Origin of the sequence: Vibrio sp. HA2012 (assembly GCF_002812955.1) — a bacterium.
Taxonomy (GTDB): domain Bacteria; phylum Pseudomonadota; class Gammaproteobacteria; order Enterobacterales; family Vibrionaceae; genus Vibrio.
Genome location: NZ_PFXK01000008.1, coordinates 139,149 through 161,286, shown reverse-complemented (window position 1 = coordinate 161,286; position 22,138 = coordinate 139,149). Strand labels below are relative to the sequence as shown.

Here is a 22,138-nt window from a genome sequence, read left to right as displayed (position 1 = left end):
ACTGCTTGATGGGTTCAATTTGCCACTCTCACTAAAAAAAGCAACCTTTTATGATGGGAAAATAAATAAAAACGCCTTGATGGTAGATATTATTTAATTATTTCCATATTTGTTAAATAATATCTATGTTGGGTCTTTTTTTAACCGTGTTTTATCTGATAAAGCTGAAAAAAGAGAGTGAACGATCACTCTCTTCAATGTCTTCTGCTATCAGTCAGTATTGCTATCAGACTTCATCTTCCAGCAGTTTCTGCAATAGTGCCCCATTCAGCATCGAGCGTTTGACCATAGCGAATGCTCCCATCGTCGGACGTCCTTCCAGTGCCGAAGGAACGATCGGCAGATTGCAGTGAAATTTTTTCAGCGATTGGGCTTCTACATTGCGTCGGATCGCCGGGTACACTATATCTTGTGCCTGATTGATGTCTCCGGCGATAATAATTTTTTGCGGGTTAAACAGGTTGATGGTGATGGCAATGGCTTTGCCCAGCTCATTACCAACCCGGATCAGGCTCTCTTTAGCCAAAGTATCACCTTGTAAAGCATGTGTGCAGACATCCGTCATGGTGAGATCTTTTATACCGGACAGGCTGGACTGATAGCCTTTTTCAAGCAAGCTCCGGATACGCTTGAGGATAGCCGGATTGGCGGCAACCGTTTCCAGACAGCCGAAATTTCCACACTGGCACTGCTCTCCCAGTGGGTCAATCTGGATATGGCCGATTTCGCCTACGTTACGGTTGAAGCCGAGAAAAACCTGTCCGTTTACAATAATGCCGGATCCTGTACCCCGGTGAACACTGACCAGAATAGAATCCTGGCAATCTCTGCTGGCACCAAAGAAATGTTCGGCAAGCGCCATTCCCCGGATATCGTTTCCGACATAGCACTCGATATTGAAGGTATCACGAATCACATCACCCAGAGCCAGTTCATCAATGTCGGTATTCGGCATATATTCGACAATACCGGTTTCCGGATTAACCAGTCCGGGTAAGGCGATACCGACAGCAATAAGCTGTTCAATCAATGTGGTATGTGAATTGATAAAACGGCGAAGTTGCCGGATAAGGCCTTCCAGAAGCTCGTTCTGGTTGGTGTAATGGAATGCATGATGCTCTGTGATCAGCTCTCGTCCACTGAGGTTGACCAGACTGAACTGGACATAATCCCGGCCGATACGAACGGCGATTGAGTGAAAGGGTTCCGTTTCAGTTGTCAGAGAAATGGCCCGTCGTCCACCCGTCGATGCTTGTTGAGCGACCTCTTTAATGAGGCCGCGTTCAAGCAGTTGGCGGGTTATTTTGGTAACGCTGGCCGGAGCCAGTTGGCTGACATCCGCAATCTGGATCCGGGAGATAGGCCCTTGCTGGTCTATCAAACGGTAAACCGCTGCGCTGTTAAGCTGTTTTACTAAATCTACATTACCAATTTGTCCGCCATTCATAGTTAATTATGCTCGTACTGTCCGTTTACTATTGTCGCAAGGACACTGAAGTCACGGTCAAATACGGTCAGGTTTGCTACCATTCCCGTTCTGATACGGCCAAGTTTGTGATCCAGTCCGATTGCCCGGGCCGGGTACAGGGTGGCCATGCGTAAAGCTTCATCCAGTGCGATACCAACGTGCTCGACACTATTTTGAATCGCTTCAATCATTGTTAGCGCCGAGCCGCCAAGTGTGCCGTTCTCATCAACACACTTGCCATCCCGGTAATATACTTTCTTACCAACAAAAATAAAGTGATCCATGTCAGCACCGGCCGGGGCTGTGGCATCTGTCACTAATACCAGCTTGTCGCCTTTGATTTTATGAGCAATACGAACGTTGGCATAATCGACATGGAATCCGTCGACAATAATGCCTGTATATACATCCGGGGAATCATAAATCGCTCCGACCACACCCGGCTCACGCCCGGTCATGGGTGACATAGCATTAAACAGGTGAGTAGCAAATGTGATACCCGATTCGATACCTTTGCGAGCTTCTGCATAGGTCGCGTTGGTATGTCCGATGGAGACCACGATACCGGCATCACGCAGGCGTCGGATATGGTCATGATCATTTTTTTCTGGAGCAAGAGTGACTTTGGTGACCAGATCGCTGTTTTCACAGATAAAATCGATCATATCTGAATCAGATTTACGGATGAAATCCGTGTTGTGGATACCTTTTCTCTCAATATTCAGATATGGCCCTTCCAGATGCAGGCCCAGAGCCTGATGCGGATAGGTGTTCTGATACTCTCTGGCTGCGGTGATTGCCTGACGCATATCCTCATCAGAAGAGGTGATTAGGGTAGGCAAAAAGCTAGTACAGCCAGATTTTAAGTTGGCTCTATGCATGATTTGCAGAGTATCGGCTGTAATTTCATCATTAAACATGACGCCGCCACAGCCGTTGAGTTGCAAATCAATAAAGCCCGGACTCAGGTTGGCACCTTGTTGATCCCGGATGTCGATATTTTCAGGCAGATCAGTTTCCGGGCATAAGGCATGAATGAGACCATTTTTAATAATGACAGCGTGATGGCTTAATACATCGCTGCCAGTATAAATTTTACAGTTAGTCAGAGCATACATGGTTATGTATCCTTATTACTTAAGATCTTTAATATTATCGGCTTCAAGTTCCTGGAAGTATTTTACCGTTTTTACCTTGAGCTCCTGAGTTGCAGGTTCGTCACATACAATAACTGACTTAGGATGTAACTGCAGAGCTGTCACTGTCCACAGATGATTGACATAACCTTCAACAGCAGCTTCCAGCGCCTGTGCTTTATTGTGTCCGGTGATTAGGATCATGACTTCTTCTGCATCCAGAAGTGTACCGACACCGATCGTTAGCGCAAATTTAGGCACCTGACTGATATCTCCGTCGAAAAATCTTGAGTTAGCGATGCGGGTATCTTCAGTCAGTGTTTTAATACGTGTACGGGAAGAGAGTGATGATGCGGGTTCATTAAATGCGATATGTCCGTCATTACCGACACCGCCCATAAACAGGTTGATCTTTCCGTAGGATTTGATTTTAGCTTCGTAACGTTGACATTCTGCATTATGGTCGCCGGTGTTACCATTAAGCAGGTTGATGTTTTCTTCTTGAATATCAACATGATTAAAGAAATTATTATACATAAATGAGCGATAGGATTCCGGATGCTCTGGATCCAAACCGACATATTCGTCCATGTTGAAGGTGACAACATGTTTGAAACTTACTTCGCCAGCTTTATAAAGTTCAATCAGGTGCTTGTATGTGGTGAGTGGTGTTCCGCCTGTTGGCAGCCCAAGCACAAAAGGACGCTCTGCCGTTGGTTTGAATTTATTAATGCAGTTAACAATATGACGTGCTGACCACAGACCAACGTTTTGGGCAGTTTTTAGCGGGATTAGTCTCATGATGATACCTCTAATTTCGTTCTGATAACGGTTAAAGTTTAGCCATTGGTTTTATTTTTTCGAATCATAAAATAAGTTTTATGATCTTGCTAGCAAAATCACCGAAAAAGAGTTTTGAGTGGTGATTTTGATCACAAATGCACCGGTTTTAATTTGCGGGGCAAAATTAATTTCATAAACTTAAAGTGACTAAATTGGAAGGCTGAAATAAGTCTTCTGCTATATCCAGTACAAATCCTATAGGGGGAACTTAAGGTGAATATTCTTGGATACGCACAGAAGCTGGGCAAAGCGCTTATGCTTCCTATCGCAACCTTACCGGTTGCAGCTCTTCTTTTACGTCTAGGTCAGGGCGATCTTTTAGACATTCCTTTTATGGCCCAGGCTGGCGGTGCAATCTTCGGTAATTTGCCACTGTTGTTTGGTTTAGGTATTGCGGTCGGATTGTCTGTGGACGGTGCTGGCGCTGCCGGTATTGCAGGCGCGGTGGCTTACTTTGTTCTGACGGCAACGGCGACAACCATTAATGCCGATATCAACATGTCTTTCTTTGGCGGTATTATCGGCGGTATTATTGCCGGTCATTCTTATAATGCATTCCATATGACTCGCCTTCCTGAGTGGCTGGCGTTTTTCTCCGGTAAACGGCTGGTGCCGATTATGGCCGGTCTGTTTGCACTGATTGCCGGTGGTATTGCAGGTATCGTCTGGCCGGGTATTCAGAATGGCCTGGATGCACTGGCGCATGCGGTTTCTACTTCCGGTTCGATCGGTCAGTTTGCTTATGGTGTTCTTAACCGAGCTCTGATCCCTGTTGGCCTGCACCATGTGTTGAACTCTTATATGTGGTTTGGCATGGGCACTTGTCAGGAGATCATAGTTGCCGCTATTCCGGCGCTTAACGATGCGACTCAGTTGTGTGTTGATCCGGCCATCGCTAAAACTTTGGTTGTTGGTCAGGAACATACTTTCAGTTTTGCAAATACGGTGACTCCTGATGTGACTGCGGTTGTTAAAGAAGTAACAGAAAACATGAAGAGTGGTGACCTGAACCGTTACTTTGGTGGCGATAAAGGTGCTGGTATCTTTATGGCCGGTTTCTTCCCAATCATGATGTTCGGTCTTCCGGGCGCGGCTCTGGCGATGTACTTTGCTGCTCCGGCAGAGAAACGTCACCAGATCGGCGGTGCACTGTTCTCTGTTGCATTCTGTTCATTCCTGACTGGTATTACCGAACCACTGGAATTCATGTTTGTCTTCCTTGCACCGGCTCTGTATGCTTTGCATGCGGTATTTACTGGTCTGGCTCTGGTTATTGCCAATATGTTTGGCGTATTGCATGGCTTCGGCTTCTCTGCTGGTCTGATCGACTTCCTGCTGAACATGGGACTGTCAACCAAGCCAATGACACTGTTTATTATTGGTCTGTGTTTTGCGGTGCTGTATTTCGTCGTATTTACCTTTGCTATCCGTACGTTCGACCTGAAATCACCTGGTCGTGAAGATGAAGACGAAGGTGAAAGTAATGCAGGTGTCGCAGGTAAAGGTGATTTGGCTCGTCAGTACCTGAAGGCTCTGGGTGGACATGACAACCTGACTGCGATTGATGCGTGTATCACTCGTCTGCGCCTGACGCTGAAAGACCGTTCAGTTGCTAATGAAGAAGTACTGAAGAAGCTGGGGGCTAAAGGTGTGGTTAAACTGGGTGAAAATAACCTGCAGGTTATTCTTGGCCCTCTGGCTGAAATCGTTGCTGGTGAGATGAAAAATATTCCAGCATCGGATGACCTTACCGATGTGAAACTGCCATAACGGTTTATTTTTCTGAGAAACAGAATGCCTCCCGACCCGGGGGGCATTTTTTGTACAGATTTTTGGGGTCTGATAGTCCTTTGGGGCTTAACTAAAGGGATTTTTTTCGGAAATGAAAGGTTCTGGTTGTGTAATCAGGCAGAAATGTGGATCATTAGCGTTTAATTCTGACAATACTAAACTAGAGGTGCTTAGATGAGTGAAGCTGAGGCTCGACCATCGAATTTTATCCGCCAGATTATTGATAAAGACTTAGCAGATGGTACACATAGCAGCGTGCATACTCGTTTCCCGCCGGAGCCGAACGGTTACCTGCATATTGGTCACGCAAAATCTATCTGTCTGAACTTTGGTATTGCTCAGGACTATCAGGGACAATGTAATTTGCGTTTTGACGATACAAACCCTGAGAAAGAAGACATCGAGTACGTTGAGTCGATTAAAAATGATGTGCATTGGTTAGGCTTTGAATGGTCTGGTGATATCTGTTATTCATCGGATTATTTTGACAAGCTGCACGGATTCGCCATTGAATTAATTAATAAAGGCTTAGCGTATGTTGAAGAGCTAAGTCCCGAGCAGATCCGTGAATATCGCGGAACATTAAAAGAGCCGGGAAAACACAGCCCTTATCGTGACCGTAGTGTGGAAGAAAATCTGACGTTGTTTGAGAAAATGCGTGCCGGTGGTTTTAATGAAGGGCAGGCGTGTCTGCGGGCTAAAATCGATATGGCTTCACCGTTTATGGTGATGCGTGATCCGGTTCTTTACCGGGTGCGTTTTGCAGAACACCATCAGACTGGTGATAAATGGTGCATCTATCCAATGTATGATTTTACTCACTGTATTTCGGATGCATTGGAAGGGATCACTCACTCGATCTGTACACTGGAGTTCCAGGATAACCGTCGTCTTTACGATTGGGTTCTGGAGAATATTACTATCGATTGTCGTCCACATCAGTATGAATTCAGTCGTCTGAATCTGGAATATACAGTGATGTCCAAGCGTAAGCTGAATCAGCTTGTTAGCGAGAAGCTGGTTAATGGCTGGGATGATCCGCGTATGCCGACAATTTCCGGATTGCGTCGTCGTGGTTTTACGCCTGCGTCTATTCGTGAGTTCTGCAAGCGTATTGGTGTGACTAAACAGGAAAATATGATTGAGTTCGGTTCGCTGGAATCCTGTATTCGTGATGATCTGAATGACAATGCGCCACGGGCAATGGCTGTGTTGGATCCGGTTAAGCTGATTATTGAGAATTTTGAAGCGGGTCTGGTCGAAAATCTGTCAGTCGCGAACCATCCTAATCAGCCGGAAATGGGCTCCCGGGAGGTTCCGTTTACCCGTGAAATCTGGATCGAGCGTGAAGATTTCCGTGAAGAAGCGAACAAGAAATATAAGCGTTTGGTACTGGGTAAGGAAGTTCGTCTGCGTGGTGCCTATGTTGTGAAAGCTGAACGTGTGGAAAAAGACGCGGAAGGCAATATCACAACAATTTTCTGTCGCTATGATGCCGATACTCTGGGTAAAAATCCGGAAGATGGTCGTAAGGTCAAGGGTGTGATTCATTGGGTATCTGCAGAGAAAGGTCTGCCTGCTGAAATTCGTCTGTATGACCGTTTGTTCACTGTAGCGAATCCGGCGGCTGCCGATGACTTTACGGCAACGATTAACCCTGAATCATTAGTTGTTAAACGTGGTGTGGTCGAGCCGAGTCTTGCTGAGGCCGAACCTGAAGCCGGTTATCAGTTTGAACGTACGGGGTATTTCTGTGCGGATATTAAGGATTCCAAACCGGATGCGCTGGTCTTTAACCGTACTGTCGGATTGCGTGATACGTGGGCAAAAATTGAAGCCAATTAGTATGACGTGTCCGGTCAACGATTAGACGAATAAAAAAACCAGCACCTTCGGGAGCTGGTTTTTTTGTTTATCATGAATGCTTATTTACGTTTGTGGGCACTGGTGGCGTTATGGTGGTCGCCTTTGCATTCTCCGCCGATACATTTGCCGTACAGATACAGGCTATGGTTTGTCAGCTCAATATTATATTTAGCCGCAATTTCTTTCTGACGCTGTTCAATCACATCATCCGAAAATTCAATAACTGCACCACAATCAAGACAGACCAGATGATCATGGTGTTTCTGGGTTGCAAGTTCAAAAACGGATTTTCCGCCTTCAAAGTGGTGGCGGGTAACGATACCGGCATCATCAAACTGGTTTAATACCCGGTAAACAGTTGCCAGACCGATTTCTTCTCCCTGATCGATCAGTAGCTTATAAAGATCCTCAGCACTGATATGCTGGCATTGTGGTTGCTGCAGTACCTCTAAAATTTTAAGTCGAGGTAACGTTACCTTTAATCCGGCATCTTTTAATGCTTTATTATTATCTGACATAATATCTTCCGTATATGATTTGTGCTCTCTGTTCCATACTGATCTTAAACAGGCTTTATCTGTAATAGTAGGCTTGTTTGGTGATCTTTTTATGGTAAGAGTTCAAATAATTAGTCTTCCAGCTCCGCCAGACACATTTCTTCGTAAATTTGACCAACCCATTTGGCTACACGCTCTTCGGTGAGTTCCGGCTGACGGTCTTCATCAATACACAGACCCACGAAAGTGTTATCGTCAATCAGTGCCTTGGAGGCTTCAAACTCATAGCCTTCTGTCGGCCAGTGTCCAAGAACCGTAGCGCCTTTAGCTTCTACGATGTCACGAATTGTCCCCATGGCGTCGCAGAAATATTCTGCATAGTCTTCCTGATCGCCACAACCGAAGATCGCCACCAGTTTGGTAGAAAAGTCAATGGCTTCCAGCTCGGGAAAGAAATCATCCCAGTCACACTGGGCTTCACCGTAATACCAGGTCGGGATACCAAGAATTAATAGATCAAAATTGTCGACATCTTCTTTACTGCTTTTCGCGATATCTTGTACGTGAACCAGTTTTTCGCTTAGCTTAGTTTGAATCAATTTTGCTACAGCTTCTGTATTACCAGTGTCACTGCCAAAGAAGAGACCTACACTTGCCATATATTTTTACCTGCTCTGTTTATCTGTTAACGTCGGCCTTGTGGGCGGGTTATCTGTTCAATTACCAAATTTGTGTAGACACTATACCATTTTTGTTTGTAAAAGTTAATGCGAAGCGTTCTTGAAACAATGCTCGATTACCTATTCTGCTGGTTCAGAAAACGTTTGATTACCCTTGTTACTTGTGCGGGTTTTTCCGCATGCAGCCAATGTCCGGTATTAGCAATGACGTGGGCCTTTGCATGGGCAAACTGGGCAGTAACGGCATCCTGATATTCAGCAAGAAGATAATCGGAATCTGCCCCTTTCAAAAATAGTGTAGGTACATGACACAAAGCTATTGTTTCCCAGTCTAGGATGGAAAGGTAGTTCTTTTCCAGTGACGGGACATTAAATCGCCAAATAAAATGGTTTTGTTGCGGGTTTAAATGATTTTGGTGTCGATTTAAATGATTTTGGTGTCGGTATAGTGACTTGCCTAAAAATTGTCTGACGCCATCCAGATTGATATGTTCAGCCAGAATCGCCATTGCTTCTGCTCGGGAACTTGGGGATGCCGCCGATACGGCATTTAACCCGGCGAAAACAGCATCATGTTTTCGTTTTTTATAGGCGACCGGAGCCATGTCCATGATCACCTGACAGCGGATGGTTTCCGGTATCAGATCGGACACTTTCATTGCTACTTTTCCGCCCATTGAGTGGCCGATAAGAGTGACATCTTCCAGCGCCAGTGTATGAATAAGTGTGACCACATCTTCCGCCATAAGCTGATAGTTGTGCTGGTCTGAATGGAAAGAATGCCCGTGGTTGCGCAGATCCAGACTGATTACCCTGTAGTCGGACACCAGCTCTCTCTCCAGCAGCCCCAGGTTATCCATATTGCCGAACAGGCCATGAATTAACAGGATGGTGTGACCGGTTCCGTTTTGCTTGTAATTCAGTAATGCTGACATTTTCTCTTAATTCGTGATGGGATTAGCGTAGAGTATCATGTTAGATATGGTTATAATCATCAAGAGTTTAAAACAATGAGATTGTGAAAAGCGAATGAAGACAATTGAGGTTGATGAGGATCTATACCGTTATATAGCCAGCCAGACCCAGCATATTGGCGAAAGTGCATCGGACATTTTAAGACGTTTATTGACTGGCGGTATGTCCGAGCAGTCTGAAATGGCGTTACCGGTGACTGTCGATACGGAAAGCCAGCCTGCGGTAACTGTACAGGCAGAAGCTGTTGTACCGGCCGCTGTTGTGACCGGAAGAGAATTCGGAACACAAGGTGCGTTAGATGGTGTTAAAACGATGCGCTCTCTGCTGATTTCGGATGAATTTGCGGCAACAAATAAAGCGATTGACCGATTTATGCTGGTGCTTTCTTCTTTGTATTATATTGATCGGGCCAGCTTTGCCGAAGCGGCTCAGGTTAAGGGCAGAACGAGAGTTTATTTCGCAGATAATGAAAATGTACTGTTAGCCAGCGGAAAAACGACTAAGCCGAGGCTGATTCCTAATACACCGTTTTGGGTCATAACCAATAACAATACTAACCGAAAACGGCAGATGGTTGAGCAACTGATGCACCGAATGGGATTTCAGGCTGATTTGATTGAAAAAGTTTGTAGTTCAATTTAACAAAATATACCAAACCTTATAGTATGTTATCACCATGTTATAAGGTTTTGTTTTTTTGACTTGAGATAAAAGGAATAATAACAATGGCTATGCACCCTCGCGCAGGACAGAAGGCTTTACAGGAAGATTTACACAATATTCCGGCGTTAGTGGCTAATTATTTTTTGCTGCAACCAGAATCGGGTAATCCTGAGCATAAGGTTCAGTTCGGAACTTCCGGACACCGTGGTACCGCGGATAAATCGACGTTTAACGAAAACCATATTCTGGCTATTGCGCAGGCAGTCGCTGAAGTCAGAGCCGAGCAGGGAACAACGGGACCGCTTTTCCTCGGCAAAGATACCCATGCGCTTTCCGAACCGGCATTTTCTTCGGTTCTGGAAGTACTGATTGCCAATGGTGTTCAGGTGATTGCTCAGGAGAATAATGGCTATACACCGACTCCGGGTATTTCTCACGCCATACTGACGTATAACACGAAACATGAAGATAAAGCTGATGGCATCGTTATCACACCATCACATAACCCGCCACAAGACGGTGGGATCAAATATAATCCAACCCATGGTGGTCCGGCTGAAGCAGAACTGACACAGGCGATCGAAGACCGTGCCAATGACATTATTGCTTCAGGAATGCAGGGCGTGAAGCGTCTGCCTCTTGCGGAAGCGAAGGCCAGTGATTTTCTGACAGAAAAAGATCTGGTTAAACCTTATATCGAGGATTTGGTGAATGTGATCGATATGGAAGCGATCCAGAAAGCAAACCTGAAAATCGGTGTGGATCCGCTGGGTGGTTCCGGAATTGATTACTGGCGTCAGATCGGTCAGTACTACAATCTGAACCTGACACTGGTCAGTGAAGCCGTGGATCCGTCTTTCCAGTTTATGTCTCTGGACAAAGATGGTGTCGTTCGGATGGACTGTTCTTCACCTTATGCCATGGCCGGACTGCTGGCGCTGAAAGATGAATACGATCTGGCATTTGGTAACGATCCTGATTATGACCGTCACGGTATTGTCACCCCTAAAGGATTGATGAATCCTAACCATTTTCTGGCTGTTTGTATCGATTATCTCTACCGTCACCGTGAGGGATGGGGTAAGGATGTGGCTGTCGGCAAGACATTGGTGTCCAGTGCACTGATCGACCGTGTAGTTGCGGATCTTGGACGTGAGCTGTGTGAAGTGCCGGTTGGCTTTAAGTGGTTTGTTGATGGTCTGTACAGCGGAAAGTTTGGTTTCGGTGGGGAAGAGAGTGCCGGGGCTTCTTTCCTGCGTAAAGACGGTACACCTTGGTCAACGGATAAAGACGGCATTATCCTTTGTCTGCTGGCCGCTGAAATCACGGCTGTTACGGGGAAGAATCCTCAGGAATATTATGAAGAGCTGGCGGCTAAACATGGCGAGTCCAAATATAACCGGATTCAGGCTGTTGCTAATGGTGAGCAGAAAAATATTCTGAAGAAACTGTCTCCGGAAATGGTGTCTGCAGAGACACTGGCCGGTGATCCGATTACGGCTCGTCTGACTCATGCTCCGGGCAATGGTGCAGCTATTGGTGGTCTGAAAGTTACAACGGACAATGGCTGGTTCGCTGCCCGTCCGTCAGGTACGGAAGATATTTATAAGATCTATTGTGAAAGCTTCAAAGGTGAGGCTCATCTGAAAATGATCGAACAGGAAGCTCAGGATATTGTTAATCAGGTATTTGCAGACGCCGGTCTGTAACTGATTTTACTTATGATAGTAAAAACCGGCCTGTGTGCCGGTTTTTTTTACATGTAAGAATAAGGCAGAAGAGAGAATGAACATCAGGTTAGAGAAACAACTGGCTCTGGTTATGGAACTGGACCAACTGAAATCGGTATTGCGGCGGACCCGGTTGCTCGGTGAGAATCAGAGGCGGGAGAATAGTGCGGAGCACAGTTGGCATACGGCATTGATGGCGCTTATTTTGGAAGAGCATGCCAATGAGCCGGTGGATATCAGTAAGGTGGTCAAGATGCTGCTGTTGCATGATATTGTGGAAATCGACGCTGGGGATACCTTTGTTTACGATACGGTTGCCCTTGCGGATCAGGAAGAGAAAGAGCTGGCTGCGGCAGAACGTTTATTTGGGATGCTTCCGTCTGATCAGGGAGACGAGTTGAAAGCTATCTGGCTTGAATTTGAACAGGCTGAAACGGCTGAAGCGAAATTTGCCAAAGCCCTGGACAGAATTATCCCTATGTTGATGAACTACAATAATAATGGTCAGAGCTGGCAGGAACACGGAGTAGCAAAGCAACAGGTCATTAATATCAACGGTCGGATTGAACAGGGTTCTGCTGTATTGTGGGAGAAAGCGATGCAGATCATTAATGACGCTGTCGAGAAGGGTTGGCTGAAGCCTTAGCAGATATTTTCAGGAGTGGTGAGATGATCAGAACGGCGTATTTTACCGGTGATACTCTTCTTTATGGAGGGTCGGAACATATTGATACATATAGGCAACAGGGGGGCCGTTTGTGGATAGATATTGATGGTGAGCTGTCTGGGCAGGAAGAAGATATATTGTTGCAGCTTGGCTGTCACCGTCTAGCTATTCAGGATTCGCAGAGGCTTCGTCATCCGCCTAAAATGGAAGAGTTTGAAGAGAACTGTTTTATTCTGTACCGCGGATTCAGCTCTAATCAGGGGCTGCTGGATGTTAATACTATGTCGCTGGCCTTTTTCGTCAATAATTCCCTGTTGATCACCAAACGTACCATGTCATCGGTGGGAGTGAATGCATTGTGGGAACACCCTAAATTGTCGCAGTTAATTGTGACGCCAGCACTCTTGTTAAGCCGGATTATGAATGCTTCGGCTCAGCGGTATGTGGATGTGATTCTGGAAGCAGAAAATGATATCAGTGAGCTGGAAGATTCTATGCTGGCACATCCGGATGATCAGGTAATGCATCGGCTGATTCTGCTGAAATCACACCTGAGAAAGCTGCTGAGAACCTTTAGTTATCACACCAAGCTCACTGAACAGATGCTGGATGGCAGCAGTCGGTTTATCAATATCGAAGAGAATGAAATCAAGCACAGTTTCCGGGATGTGCACGATAAATTTGAGCGCATAGAGAGTCTGTGCAATATGTACTACGATCTGTGCGGGGATCTGATTGAAGGTTATATTTCACTGAGTTCACATCAACTGAACAAAACCATGCAGGTTCTCACCGTGATTACCGCCATATTTGTGCCGCTGACATTCATTGCCGGTATTTACGGTATGAACTTTGAAAATATGCCGGAGCTTAAATTCCAGTCCGGCTATTTTATTGTATGGATGGTGATGCTTGGTATTGGAATCAGTCTTCTGGTTCTGTTCCGGAAAAAACGCTGGCTCTAATGCTTTTTTGCACGAGACTGGCGGTTTGTACCGGATTACCGGTTCAAACCGGGTTATCGATATCAATAAAGGTTACATCAAAACCGTGTTCGCTGGTTAGCCATTCTCCCAGAGCCTGAATTCCGTAGCGCTCGGTGGCATGGTGTCCGGCGCTGAAGTAATGAATATCCTGCTCCCGGGCGCTGTAAGTAGTACGCTCAGAGATCTCTCCTGAGATAAAAGCATCCAGCCCTTTTTGTGCTGCTAGCTCGATGTAATCCTGGCCACCACCGGTGCACCAGCCAACCGTCCGGATCAGTTTATTCGTTTCCGGAGCAATGTGCAGAGGGGCTCGGTTGAGGGTTTTCTCTATACGTTCAGCCAGCTCGGCTCCGGTTAGCGGTGTTACCAGTGAACCGTAAATTGCAACCGATTGTGGTGTTGGTTCCAGCCCGCCTTCTGTTCTTATTTCCAGCAGTTCGGCCAGTTTGGCGTTATTGCCCAGTTCTGGATGAATATCCAGCGGAAGATGGTATGCATACAGGTTGATATTGTTCTTAATCAGTGCCTTAATTCGTGCACCTTTCATACCGCGGATTGACTGTGGTTCTCCTTTCCAGAAGTAACCATGATGGACCAGAATAGCATCTGCATTCAGTTCTATGGCTTTATCAATCAATGCCTTTGATGCAGTGACACCTGTAATTATGGTACGCACCTCCGGACGGCCTTCAACCTGCAGTCCGTTCGGACAGTAGTCTTTGATCAGCTCTGGTGAGAGCTTACTATTCAACAGGGTTTCGAGTTGCAGATGATTCATGGCTTATCCTCTGAGTGTTCTGATTTCAGGGCGTTTGGGCTTCTGGCCTCAGAGTGTATACGTTAAGCGGCAGAATGCAAAATACTGGATAAATAAACAGTGCTGATATATGCTTTAATTCAGTCGACGAGGATGTGTATTTGCTTTTTCAGAGTCATCCTCCGTATCCGTTTGGTTATTGTCAGAGATAACATAGTGCGAGTAACAGAAAATGCGCCCGTGCGTAAGATTATCCATGTGGATATGGATTGTTTTTATGCTGCTGTTGAGATGCGGGACAACCCGGAATATCGCGGGCGGCCACTGGCTGTTGGTGGTCATCAGAAACAACGTGGCGTGATCAGTACCTGTAATTACGAAGCGCGTCAGTATGGCGTGCGTTCTGCCATGCCGACCGGACAGGCGATGAAACTGTGTCCTCACTTACTGGTTGTGCATGGACGGATGGATGTTTATAAGCAGGTCTCCGGACAGATCCGGGCTATCTTTGAACGTTATACCCCGTTGATTGAGCCCCTTTCTTTAGATGAAGCTTATCTGGATGTTACTCATTGTTCGTTGCACCGCGGCTCAGCAACCTTTATCGCAGAAGCCATACGCCGGGATATCCGGCAGGAACTGCATCTGACCGCTTCCGCCGGGGTTGCTCCGGTAAAATTTCTTGCCAAAGTGGCTTCAGATATGAATAAACCCGATGGATTGTTTGTGATCCCACCGCAAGCTGTACAGGAGGTGGTTGATAAATTGCCTCTGGAAAAGATCCCCGGAGTGGGAAAAGTCAGCCTGGAGAGGCTGAATCAGGCCGGATTTTATCGTTGTGAAGACATTAAAAATAGTGATTACCGGAAACTGTTGCTGGAGTTTGGCCGTTTAGGGGCTTCTCTCTGGAAACGGAGTCATGGCATTGATGACCGGGAAGTGGAAACTGAGCGGGAACGAAAATCCGTAGGGGTAGAAAGAACCTTTACCCATAATATTTCCAGCTATGCGGAATGCTGGTCAGTGATTGAAAGCCGTTTATTTCCTGAGTTGGAACGGAGGCTGGAGAGAGCCAGTCCGGAGAAAGAAATCACCAAACAGGGAATAAAGGTAAAATTTGCTGATTTCCAGCAGACAACCATTGAACATATACATAATCATCTGGAACTGGACGATTTTAAATGCCTGCTTAGCGAGATACTTAAACGGCAGAAAGGAAGAGAAATCCGGCTGTTGGGTCTGAATGTTATGCTCCGGCCAGAGGAACTGAATAAGCAGCTAAGACTTATCTGAGAGAAAACTGAAGACCTAAAAGTCTCGATGTTTCCCGGTAAAATCTGTTATTGTCGGAGCGGATAATAACTGCGTGTTGTGTAACTGAGGTAGGTATGAAAATAGCAGCATTGGCTCTAGGGATGTTACTGAGTCTGGGGGTTCAGGCACAGCAGTGCCGGGTTGATATTCAGAATGAAGTGCATCTGGATGGAGAACAGGTTGAGATTTACCAGACAGGAACACCGAAGGTGATGATCGATGAGGAGAATAATGTCTTTATCAATGGTGAAAAGCTGGATCTGGATACGATGCAACGCGAAGCGGTAAAACAGTACCGGGAAAAAATGAACCTGTACCTGCCAAAAATCAGAGAGCTGGCAAGAGATGGGCTGAATATGGCTAATGCCATTCTGGATGATGTGGCGGAGACAATCGGTAACAGTGATGCATTTGATAATGTACGCCGGGCGCTGGAAGAGTTTTATCGGCAGCAGGAAGAGAAGCATCTGGCTGATGGGCAGTATGTGCTTCAGGAAGCGAGTTTTTCTGAAGGTGCTGCGGGCTGGAGTGAACAATTTGCCGAGATGAAAGCACTCTTTACCGATGAATTTTTGTCCAGTGCATTTAATGTGGTTGCAGAAAACATGAAACAGGACGGGGGGATTAACTTTACTCAGCTTAAAGATCAGATGCTTGAACTGCAGGGCAAGCTTGAAAAGCGCTTCAGTCAGGAAGAGATACAGGAAAAAGCCGACGATTACTGTGATTCACTGGATGTCATGGCTGAAGAAGAACAATCACTCCAGGAAAAAATTCCGCAACTGAAAGAGTATCCGGTGTTTCTTATCTGACGGAGCTTTCAATCGTTTTCCCCTTTTTCAGGCGGAGGAATGTGCTCCTTCGCCTCTGTTTCCGGGCGCTCTGTAAGAGAATTTTTACAGGTTAAAATTCTAAAATATCTTTCTTGTGTATGGTGTTTGTACTAAAGGCTATTGTGTGTGGCCACACTTTATATTACTGTACTAGCTAACTAGTTTGTTGTTGTGGTTGTATAGTTTATGAGTCAATCTGATCAATCCCGGGAAAGTTTCGGTTCCCGTTTAGGTTTTATCCTTGCTGCTGCCGGTGCGGCTGTAGGACTTGGTAATATATGGGGTTTTCCGACACAGGCAGCCAGTAACGGTGGCGGGGCTTTCCTGCTGGTTTATCTGGTACTGATCCTTGTGGTGGCGTTTCCTATGCTGGTTGTAGAGATGGCTATCGGCCGCTATGGTCAGGCAAACCCTGTCGATAGTATGAAATCTCTGACCCACAGTGCTGCCGGAAAGCATATCGGCGGACTTGTTGGTTGGGTTGGGCTGAGTGTACCGAGTGCGGTACTGGCGTTTTACAGTATTGTTGGCGGCTGGCTGATCTGCTTTCTGTTCGGGGCGGTTACCGATATTCTGGGTATGGAAGCATTAACGGCATGGTTTAAAGGTTTCAGCGTTGAGCGCAACCTGCTGGGGACGGTGATATTTTATGTATTGACGATCCTGATTGTGCAGGGTGGGGTAAAACAGGGTATTGAAAAATGGTCTACCCGCCTGATGCCGGCTTTGTTCGTTCTGTTCGGTTTGTTGTTTGTATACATTATGCTGCAGGATGGGGCGGTCGAAGGACTGAAACATTATCTGATCCCGGATTTTTCCCGGGTTTTGGACAGAAAGCTGCTGTTGGCAGCCATGGGCCAAGGCTTCTTTTCCCTGACCATTGGCGGTTGTTCCATGCTGATTTACGGGTCTTACCTGAGTAAGAAAGAGAACCTGCCTAAGATGGCGATGAGTGTTACGCTGGTGGATACTGCGGTGGCTTTTATTGCCGGTCTGGTTGTAATGCCGGCGATGTTTGTCGCAATGCAGAAAGGCGTGCAGATTTATGCTGCAGACGGTTCTCTGCTCAGTTCTGATACGCTGGTATTTACCGTATTACCCATGATGTTTGACAGTCTTGGGCTGTTTGGACAGTTGTTTGCGATTGTGTTTTTCCTGTTGTTGGTGATTGCGGCTCTGACGTCTTCTATTTCTATGCTTGAGTGTCCGGTGGCTCTGGTCAGTGAGCGGTTGAATACTAAGCGCACCCCGACATCATGGGGGTTGGGCGGGTTAATTGCTGCTTTCAGTGTGGTCATTGTGTATCACTTTGGTGCTCTGTTCGGGCTGGTAGTGACCGTGGCAACTCAGTATCTTCAGCCAACCGCAGCACTGATGTTCTGTCTGTTCGGCGGTTGGGTATGGAATCGTCACTCTAAAGTAAAAGAACTTGAGCAGGGGTTCCCGGAGTTTCAGCAAAGCTGGTTTGGTAAGGTGTGGCCGCTGTATGTGAAATTTGTTTGCCCGCTTCTTGTGGCGACAGTGATCTGGGCATCATTCGGGTAAGTCAATCAACGGTAACTGAGACTATTATAAAGTATAACTCCCGGTAAAGACTGGGAGTTATACACTTTTGATTACCGGAACTGCCCGGCGTCTGCCAGAAATTCAAATCCGGCTGTTGCCAGTTTTGCTTCCAGTGCCGCCCGGTCGATATCAAAGAACTTGACCAGTTCGTTCAGATCACCATTAAAATCGTCTCTTAGTTTAAGGTTCACGATACTCATCAGCATAATGGTATCCATCTGTTCAAACTTACTTAAATCCATCGTCGTGCCTCTGTGTTATTAATCTTCAAAGTCAGAGATAAGCAGGTTTGCAGCAGCAAATGCGGCTTTTTCCCGAACGTTCTGAGGCAGTGAAGTATCTCTGGCGATATCATCCAGAGCCTTTAGTGCACAAGTGATCGCTTTAGGAATATATCCCTGGTCACCACCACCAATCTGAGCGTACAGTTCACGAACCAAATCGCAACAATCGTATACTTTCATAATATTTTCCATACTAAATGAGAACTCATCGCAATATACACAGGCTCATGTATAAAGACAAAAAATTCGAGAGACTTTTCCTGTAAAAAAGGGCTGCTCAGTGGCAACCCTTTGAATTTTGACATTAATCGAGGCTTAAACCAATTGAGACTTAATATGCGCAACAATTTCTGTCATAGCAACCGGGTTTTTCTCACCGCTGCGGCGATTCTTATACTCGAAGTTCCCTTCATCCATACTACGGTCACCGATGATGACTGTGTGTGGGACGCCGATCAGTTCCATGTCGGAGAACATCACCCCCGGACGCTCTTTACGGTCATCAAATAGTACATCGATACCAGCGGCAGTCAGTTCTGCATACAGGTTTTCGGCGGCTTCCTGAACACGCTCAGATTTGTGCATATTCATCGGAACGATGGCCACCTGGAATGGTGCGATAGCGTCCGGCCAGATGATGCCGTATTTATCGTGATTCTGTTCGATAGCCGCAGCAACAACACGGGATACACCGATACCGTAACAACCCATTTCCAGAATGACATTTTTGCCATCTGGGCCAAGAACACCGCAGTTCATTTTTTCAGAATAATTGGTACCCAACTGGAAGATATGGCCAACTTCGATACCACGTTTCAGCATCAGCGTTCCTTTACCACAAGGGCTTGGGTCACCTTCTACGACGTTACGCAGATCTTCGACCTGACCAAGCTCAACATCACGACCCCAGTTGATACCAAAGTAGTGTTTATCATCGATATTGGCACCGGCACCAAAGTCGTTCATAACCGCGACAGTACGGTCAACGATAAAGGGTAGTTTCAGATTGACAGGACCCAGGGAGCCCGGGCCGGCACCGATCAGGGCACGAATGTCTTCTTCTGTTGCCATCTCAAGCGGTGCGGCTACTTCTTTTAAGTTTTCGGCTTTGACTTCATTCAGTTCATGATCACCCCGGATGATCAGTGCAATGATGTCGGCGTCAACTTCATCAGAAGCTTTGACAAACAAGGTCTTAACTGTCTTTTCAATCGGCAGATCAAATTGTTCCACAAGTTCAGCAATGGTTTTTGCATTGGGTGTATCAACCAGTGTCATTTCCTGAGTCGGTGCTGCCCGCTCAGTTGCTGGTGTAATCGCTTCTGCTTTTTCAAGGTTGGCTGCGTAATCTGATTCAGTAGAGAAGGCGATCAAATCTTCGCCACTTTCTGCCAGTACGTGGAATTCTTGAGAACCGCTGCCGCCGATAGCACCGCTGTCCGCCAGAACAGGGCGATAATCCAGTCCCATGCGGTCAAATGCTTTACAGTAAGCACTGTGCATTGCATCGTAAGATTTTTGCAGTCCGTCTTTGTCGATATCAAAGCTGTAAGCATCCATCATCGAGAATTCACGTGCCCGCATCACGCCAAAGCGGGGACGTCTTTCGTCACGGAATTTAGTCTGAATTTGGTACAGATTCAGCGGTAGCTGCTTGTAAGAACTCACCTCGTTACGCACAAGAGCAGTAATCACTTCTTCTGCGGTCGGGCTAAGTACAAACGGACGCACATGGCGGTCAGTAAAGCGAAGCAGTTCCGGCCCCATCTTCTCAGAACGACCTGTCTCTTCCCATAGTTCAAACGGTTGTACAACGGGCATCAGGGTTTCAATTGCCCCTGCATGGTCGATTTCCTGACGAACGATGTTTTCGACTTTACGCAGCACGCGCAGACCGGTAGGCAGCCAGGTATACAGACCTGAAGCCAGCTTACGGATCATACCCGCACGTAGCATGAGCTGATGGCTCACGATTTCTGCGTCGTTTGGAGTCTCCTTCAGAGTAGAAAGAAGATAATTACTGGTACGCATTTATGGTATCCGCTTAGTAGGTTTAAAGAAAATTGCTGCGGATGCAGCAATCAAAATCAGGGCGCTAATAATAGCAGCCTAAAGAGCTTGTCAAAAGCGTTCTATTGCTGTCACGGTAATTAATTCACCCTGATATCTGAATTTTACATTCAGATCGAACAAATTCACCGCGTATTCTTTATCATCTGGTTTGCCTTTTTTATAGGCTGGACGGGGGTCTTGCCCCAGCACTTCTTTGATAACGGCATAGACCTGCTTGTGATTGGGATGGAATCTGAGCTGTTCACAGGCCAGATTGGAAAATACGACATCCAGAATATCGGGTTGAGAGCGGGCAAAACCGCCATGGGCATCACCAATGACGTCGGAGTAAGGGATATACGGTTTGATATCGACAACAGGGGTTCCATCAACCAGATCGATACTGCCGAGTTCAAGCCATATCTGGTTGCCTTTTTGTTGTACGCCTTTCAGTTCAACGGCAGACATACCGATACCATTAGGACGGAATGGTGAACGGGAAGCAAATACTCCAATCCTTTCATTGCCGCCAAGCCTAGGCGGACGAACGGTGGGAGTCCAGCCGGATTCCAGATTTTGATCAAACAGAAACAGCAACCACAGGTGGCTGAACTGTTCTATCCCCCGAATCGCTTCCGGTGAGTTAGCCTCTCCGGTCAGTTTTAGCCTGGCTGTTGCACTGGGAGCCAGTCCCGGCTGGCGGGGAACGGCAAATTTTTCTTTAAAAGGCGTTTCGACAATTCCGACTGGCTCGATATGGTGACGCATTGTATTCCCGAATCTGTTTTACATACTCACACGATACCACAAAAAATGCTTGTCTCTACCAATGATAAATATTATCATTCGCGAAAGTTATAACATAACAATTAAGGAAAGGTATGAAAGCGGGCATTCATCCGAAATACCGGACTGTTGTTTTCCATGACACCAGTATTGATAAATATTTTTTAATTGGTTCGACCTTACAGACCGAGCGAACTATTGAATGGGAAGACGGAAAAACGTATCCCTATTTTACTGTGGAAGTTTCATCGGAATCTCATCCGTTTTATACGGGTAAACAGCGCGTAGCGCATAAAGAAGGCCGGGTTGCGAACTTTAATCGTCGTTTTGGCAATCTGGGTTCAGGTAAAAAAGAGGAGAATGAGCAATGAAAGTATTAAGTTCCCTGAAGAGTGCAAAAACACGCAGCCCTGACTGTCAGGTAGTAAAAAGAAGAGGCCGGGTGTATGTGATTTGTAAATCTAACCCACGTTTTAAGGCTGTACAGGGTAAGAAGAAAAAATAATCCTGCAGAAAGCAAATCTCTGCCCATCACCTAAACTTAGCTAAAACAAGAGCGAAATCAGGTTGGGCAGACATGAATTTAGACGCGAGTGATGCGCATCATTACCTTCAGATCGGAATGAAACTTTCCGGTGCTATTGCATTTGGCCCTAACGATGAATACCCCATTCAGTGCAATTTTATCGGTATGAAAGAAGGGCAGTTTCTTATCTTTGAACTGGGGGCTAAGACCATGGGCGAGCTGATCACCAGACGATTGAATAATGCCGATGTGGTTATCCGGGGCATTGCGGACACTTGTGATGGGCATATTATTGCCTTCAGAAGTAAGATCCTCTGTGTTAAACAGCTGGTTACCTGGCTGATGTTTGTTAAGTTTCCACGCTATATCGAATCCAGAAAGTTACGTGAAAATCGTCGTTATAAACTGAATCTGGATACCCATGTCTCCGTATCCGGCTCACGTGTCGGTTCCCGGGTGGTTGATGTGTCGCTGTCTGGCTGCGGACTCTGTTTTGAAAAACCGGTCGCTCTGAAGGTTGGTGATGAGATAAAGATAGATTCTCCTCTGGAGCATGTCCCTGAACCGTATCCTAAATGTACAGTGGCCAATATTCGTAGAGTTCAGGATCTGACGTATGTTGGTATTAAATTTGAGCCGAATATTGAGGCTGATGATGAACTGAGATATGAGGTATTCAGTAAGGTGTTTATGAATCAGACGGGATAACCCGTCTGAT

At 46.2% G+C, this 22,138-nt stretch carries 23 protein-coding genes; 12 read left to right on the top strand and 11 right to left on the bottom strand.

Annotation, left to right across the window (positions count from 1 at the left end):
* Positions 1-226 precede the first annotated feature (226 nt).
* Genes nagC through nagB form a run of 3 tightly spaced genes read right to left on the bottom strand, consistent with a single transcriptional unit; the run spans position 227 to position 3,405 of the window.
* Complete coding sequence (gene nagC, locus CSW98_RS14925; RefSeq protein ID WP_100801272.1) at positions 227-1,447, bottom strand: DNA-binding transcriptional regulator NagC; 1,221 nt, start codon at positions 1,445-1,447, stop codon at positions 227-229.
* A 2-nt stretch (positions 1,448-1,449) separates the two neighbouring features.
* Positions 1,450-2,586 (bottom strand): N-acetylglucosamine-6-phosphate deacetylase, encoded by a 1,137-nt coding sequence (gene nagA, locus CSW98_RS14920; protein ID WP_100801271.1) that lies wholly within the window; start codon positions 2,584-2,586, stop codon positions 1,450-1,452.
* A gap of 15 nt (positions 2,587-2,601) precedes the next feature.
* The gene (gene nagB / locus CSW98_RS14915) at positions 2,602-3,405 is read right to left on the bottom strand and encodes a glucosamine-6-phosphate deaminase (protein WP_100801270.1); all 804 of its coding nucleotides are present in this window, start codon (positions 3,403-3,405) and stop codon (positions 2,602-2,604) included.
* Between the two features lie 255 nt (positions 3,406-3,660).
* On the opposite strand from nagB, the gene nagE reads away from it, so the two are divergent.
* Together nagE and glnS are read left to right on the top strand one after the other, a co-directional pair.
* On the top strand, positions 3,661-5,217 hold the full coding sequence (gene nagE, locus CSW98_RS14910) for an N-acetylglucosamine-specific PTS transporter subunit IIBC (protein ID WP_100801269.1): 1,557 nt from the start codon (positions 3,661-3,663) through the stop codon (positions 5,215-5,217).
* A 195-nt stretch (positions 5,218-5,412) separates the two neighbouring features.
* A complete protein-coding gene (gene glnS / locus CSW98_RS14905) occupies positions 5,413-7,083 on the top strand; it encodes a glutamine--tRNA ligase (RefSeq protein WP_100801268.1) in 1,671 nt (556 codons plus the stop codon).
* Between the two features lie 80 nt (positions 7,084-7,163).
* Here glnS and fcrX read toward each other — a convergent pair whose 3' ends face one another.
* From fcrX to CSW98_RS14890, 3 genes are all read right to left on the bottom strand, one after another.
* Positions 7,164-7,622, bottom strand: coding sequence for a ferric iron uptake transcriptional regulator FcrX (gene fcrX, locus CSW98_RS14900; protein WP_100801267.1), 459 nt, complete (start codon positions 7,620-7,622; stop codon positions 7,164-7,166).
* 110 nt (positions 7,623-7,732) lie between these two features.
* A complete protein-coding gene (gene fldA, locus CSW98_RS14895; RefSeq protein ID WP_100801266.1) occupies positions 7,733-8,260 on the bottom strand; it encodes a flavodoxin FldA in 528 nt (175 codons plus the stop codon).
* A 137-nt stretch (positions 8,261-8,397) separates the two neighbouring features.
* Positions 8,398-9,216, bottom strand: a complete 819-nt coding sequence (locus tag CSW98_RS14890; RefSeq protein WP_100801265.1) for an alpha/beta fold hydrolase — start codon at positions 9,214-9,216, stop codon at positions 8,398-8,400.
* Positions 9,217-9,310: 94 nt separating this feature from the next.
* Between CSW98_RS14890 and seqA the strand changes: the two genes are divergently transcribed.
* The 4 genes from seqA to CSW98_RS14870 all read left to right on the top strand — a co-directional run bounded on the left by seqA (position 9,311) and on the right by CSW98_RS14870 (position 13,281).
* A complete protein-coding gene (seqA, locus tag CSW98_RS14885; RefSeq protein WP_100801264.1) occupies positions 9,311-9,898 on the top strand; it encodes a replication initiation negative regulator SeqA in 588 nt (195 codons plus the stop codon).
* Between the two features lie 83 nt (positions 9,899-9,981).
* The gene (gene pgm, locus CSW98_RS14880) at positions 9,982-11,628 is read left to right on the top strand and encodes a phosphoglucomutase (alpha-D-glucose-1,6-bisphosphate-dependent) (protein WP_100801263.1); all 1,647 of its coding nucleotides are present in this window, start codon (positions 9,982-9,984) and stop codon (positions 11,626-11,628) included.
* A gap of 76 nt (positions 11,629-11,704) precedes the next feature.
* Positions 11,705-12,295: an HD domain-containing protein gene (locus tag CSW98_RS14875; protein ID WP_100801262.1), complete on the top strand. Its 591-nt coding sequence runs from the start codon at positions 11,705-11,707 to the stop codon at positions 12,293-12,295.
* A gap of 23 nt (positions 12,296-12,318) precedes the next feature.
* Positions 12,319-13,281, top strand: a complete 963-nt coding sequence (locus CSW98_RS14870) for a magnesium transporter CorA family protein (RefSeq protein WP_100801261.1) — start codon at positions 12,319-12,321, stop codon at positions 13,279-13,281.
* A 43-nt stretch (positions 13,282-13,324) separates the two neighbouring features.
* On the opposite strand, the gene CSW98_RS14865 is transcribed toward CSW98_RS14870, so the two are convergent.
* The gene (locus CSW98_RS14865; RefSeq protein WP_100801260.1) at positions 13,325-14,080 is read right to left on the bottom strand and encodes a Nif3-like dinuclear metal center hexameric protein; all 756 of its coding nucleotides are present in this window, start codon (positions 14,078-14,080) and stop codon (positions 13,325-13,327) included.
* 195 nt (positions 14,081-14,275) lie between these two features.
* Between CSW98_RS14865 and dinB the strand changes: the two genes are divergently transcribed.
* From dinB to CSW98_RS14850, 3 genes are all read left to right on the top strand, one after another.
* Positions 14,276-15,352, top strand: coding sequence for a DNA polymerase IV (gene dinB, locus CSW98_RS14860; protein WP_269799026.1), 1,077 nt, complete (start codon positions 14,276-14,278; stop codon positions 15,350-15,352).
* A gap of 95 nt (positions 15,353-15,447) precedes the next feature.
* Positions 15,448-16,185 (top strand): DUF2884 family protein, encoded by a 738-nt coding sequence (locus tag CSW98_RS14855; RefSeq protein ID WP_100801259.1) that lies wholly within the window; start codon positions 15,448-15,450, stop codon positions 16,183-16,185.
* Positions 16,186-16,392: 207 nt separating this feature from the next.
* Complete coding sequence (locus tag CSW98_RS14850) at positions 16,393-17,751, top strand: sodium-dependent transporter (protein ID WP_100801258.1); 1,359 nt, start codon at positions 16,393-16,395, stop codon at positions 17,749-17,751.
* 71 nt (positions 17,752-17,822) lie between these two features.
* Here the strand turns inward: CSW98_RS14850 and CSW98_RS14845 are convergent, their stop codons facing one another.
* The 4 genes from CSW98_RS14845 to tsaA all read right to left on the bottom strand — a co-directional run bounded on the left by CSW98_RS14845 (position 17,823) and on the right by tsaA (position 20,876).
* The gene (locus tag CSW98_RS14845; RefSeq protein ID WP_100801257.1) at positions 17,823-18,014 is read right to left on the bottom strand and encodes a DUF4250 domain-containing protein; all 192 of its coding nucleotides are present in this window, start codon (positions 18,012-18,014) and stop codon (positions 17,823-17,825) included.
* Positions 18,015-18,032: 18 nt separating this feature from the next.
* Complete coding sequence (locus CSW98_RS14840) at positions 18,033-18,236, bottom strand: YaeP family protein (RefSeq protein WP_100801256.1); 204 nt, start codon at positions 18,234-18,236, stop codon at positions 18,033-18,035.
* A gap of 135 nt (positions 18,237-18,371) precedes the next feature.
* Positions 18,372-20,087 carry a proline--tRNA ligase gene (locus CSW98_RS14835; RefSeq protein ID WP_100801255.1) on the bottom strand — a complete coding sequence of 572 codons (1,716 nt, stop codon included), beginning with the start codon at positions 20,085-20,087 and terminating at the stop codon, positions 18,372-18,374.
* Positions 20,088-20,177: 90 nt separating this feature from the next.
* Positions 20,178-20,876 carry a tRNA (N6-threonylcarbamoyladenosine(37)-N6)-methyltransferase TrmO gene (gene tsaA, locus CSW98_RS14830; RefSeq protein WP_100801254.1) on the bottom strand — a complete coding sequence of 233 codons (699 nt, stop codon included), beginning with the start codon at positions 20,874-20,876 and terminating at the stop codon, positions 20,178-20,180.
* Positions 20,877-20,989: 113 nt separating this feature from the next.
* On the opposite strand from tsaA, the gene CSW98_RS14825 reads away from it, so the two are divergent.
* From CSW98_RS14825 to CSW98_RS14815, 3 genes are all read left to right on the top strand, one after another.
* On the top strand, positions 20,990-21,265 hold the full coding sequence (locus CSW98_RS14825) for a type B 50S ribosomal protein L31 (RefSeq protein ID WP_100801253.1): 276 nt from the start codon (positions 20,990-20,992) through the stop codon (positions 21,263-21,265).
* Positions 21,262-21,399 carry a type B 50S ribosomal protein L36 gene (gene ykgO / locus CSW98_RS14820; protein ID WP_100801252.1) on the top strand — a complete coding sequence of 46 codons (138 nt, stop codon included), beginning with the start codon at positions 21,262-21,264 and terminating at the stop codon, positions 21,397-21,399. The genes CSW98_RS14825 and ykgO overlap by 4 nt, the downstream gene beginning before the upstream one ends.
* 72 nt (positions 21,400-21,471) lie before the next feature.
* Positions 21,472-22,128: a PilZ domain-containing protein gene (locus CSW98_RS14815; protein WP_100801251.1), complete on the top strand. Its 657-nt coding sequence runs from the start codon at positions 21,472-21,474 to the stop codon at positions 22,126-22,128.
* The last annotated feature ends 10 nt before the right edge of the window (positions 22,129-22,138 follow it).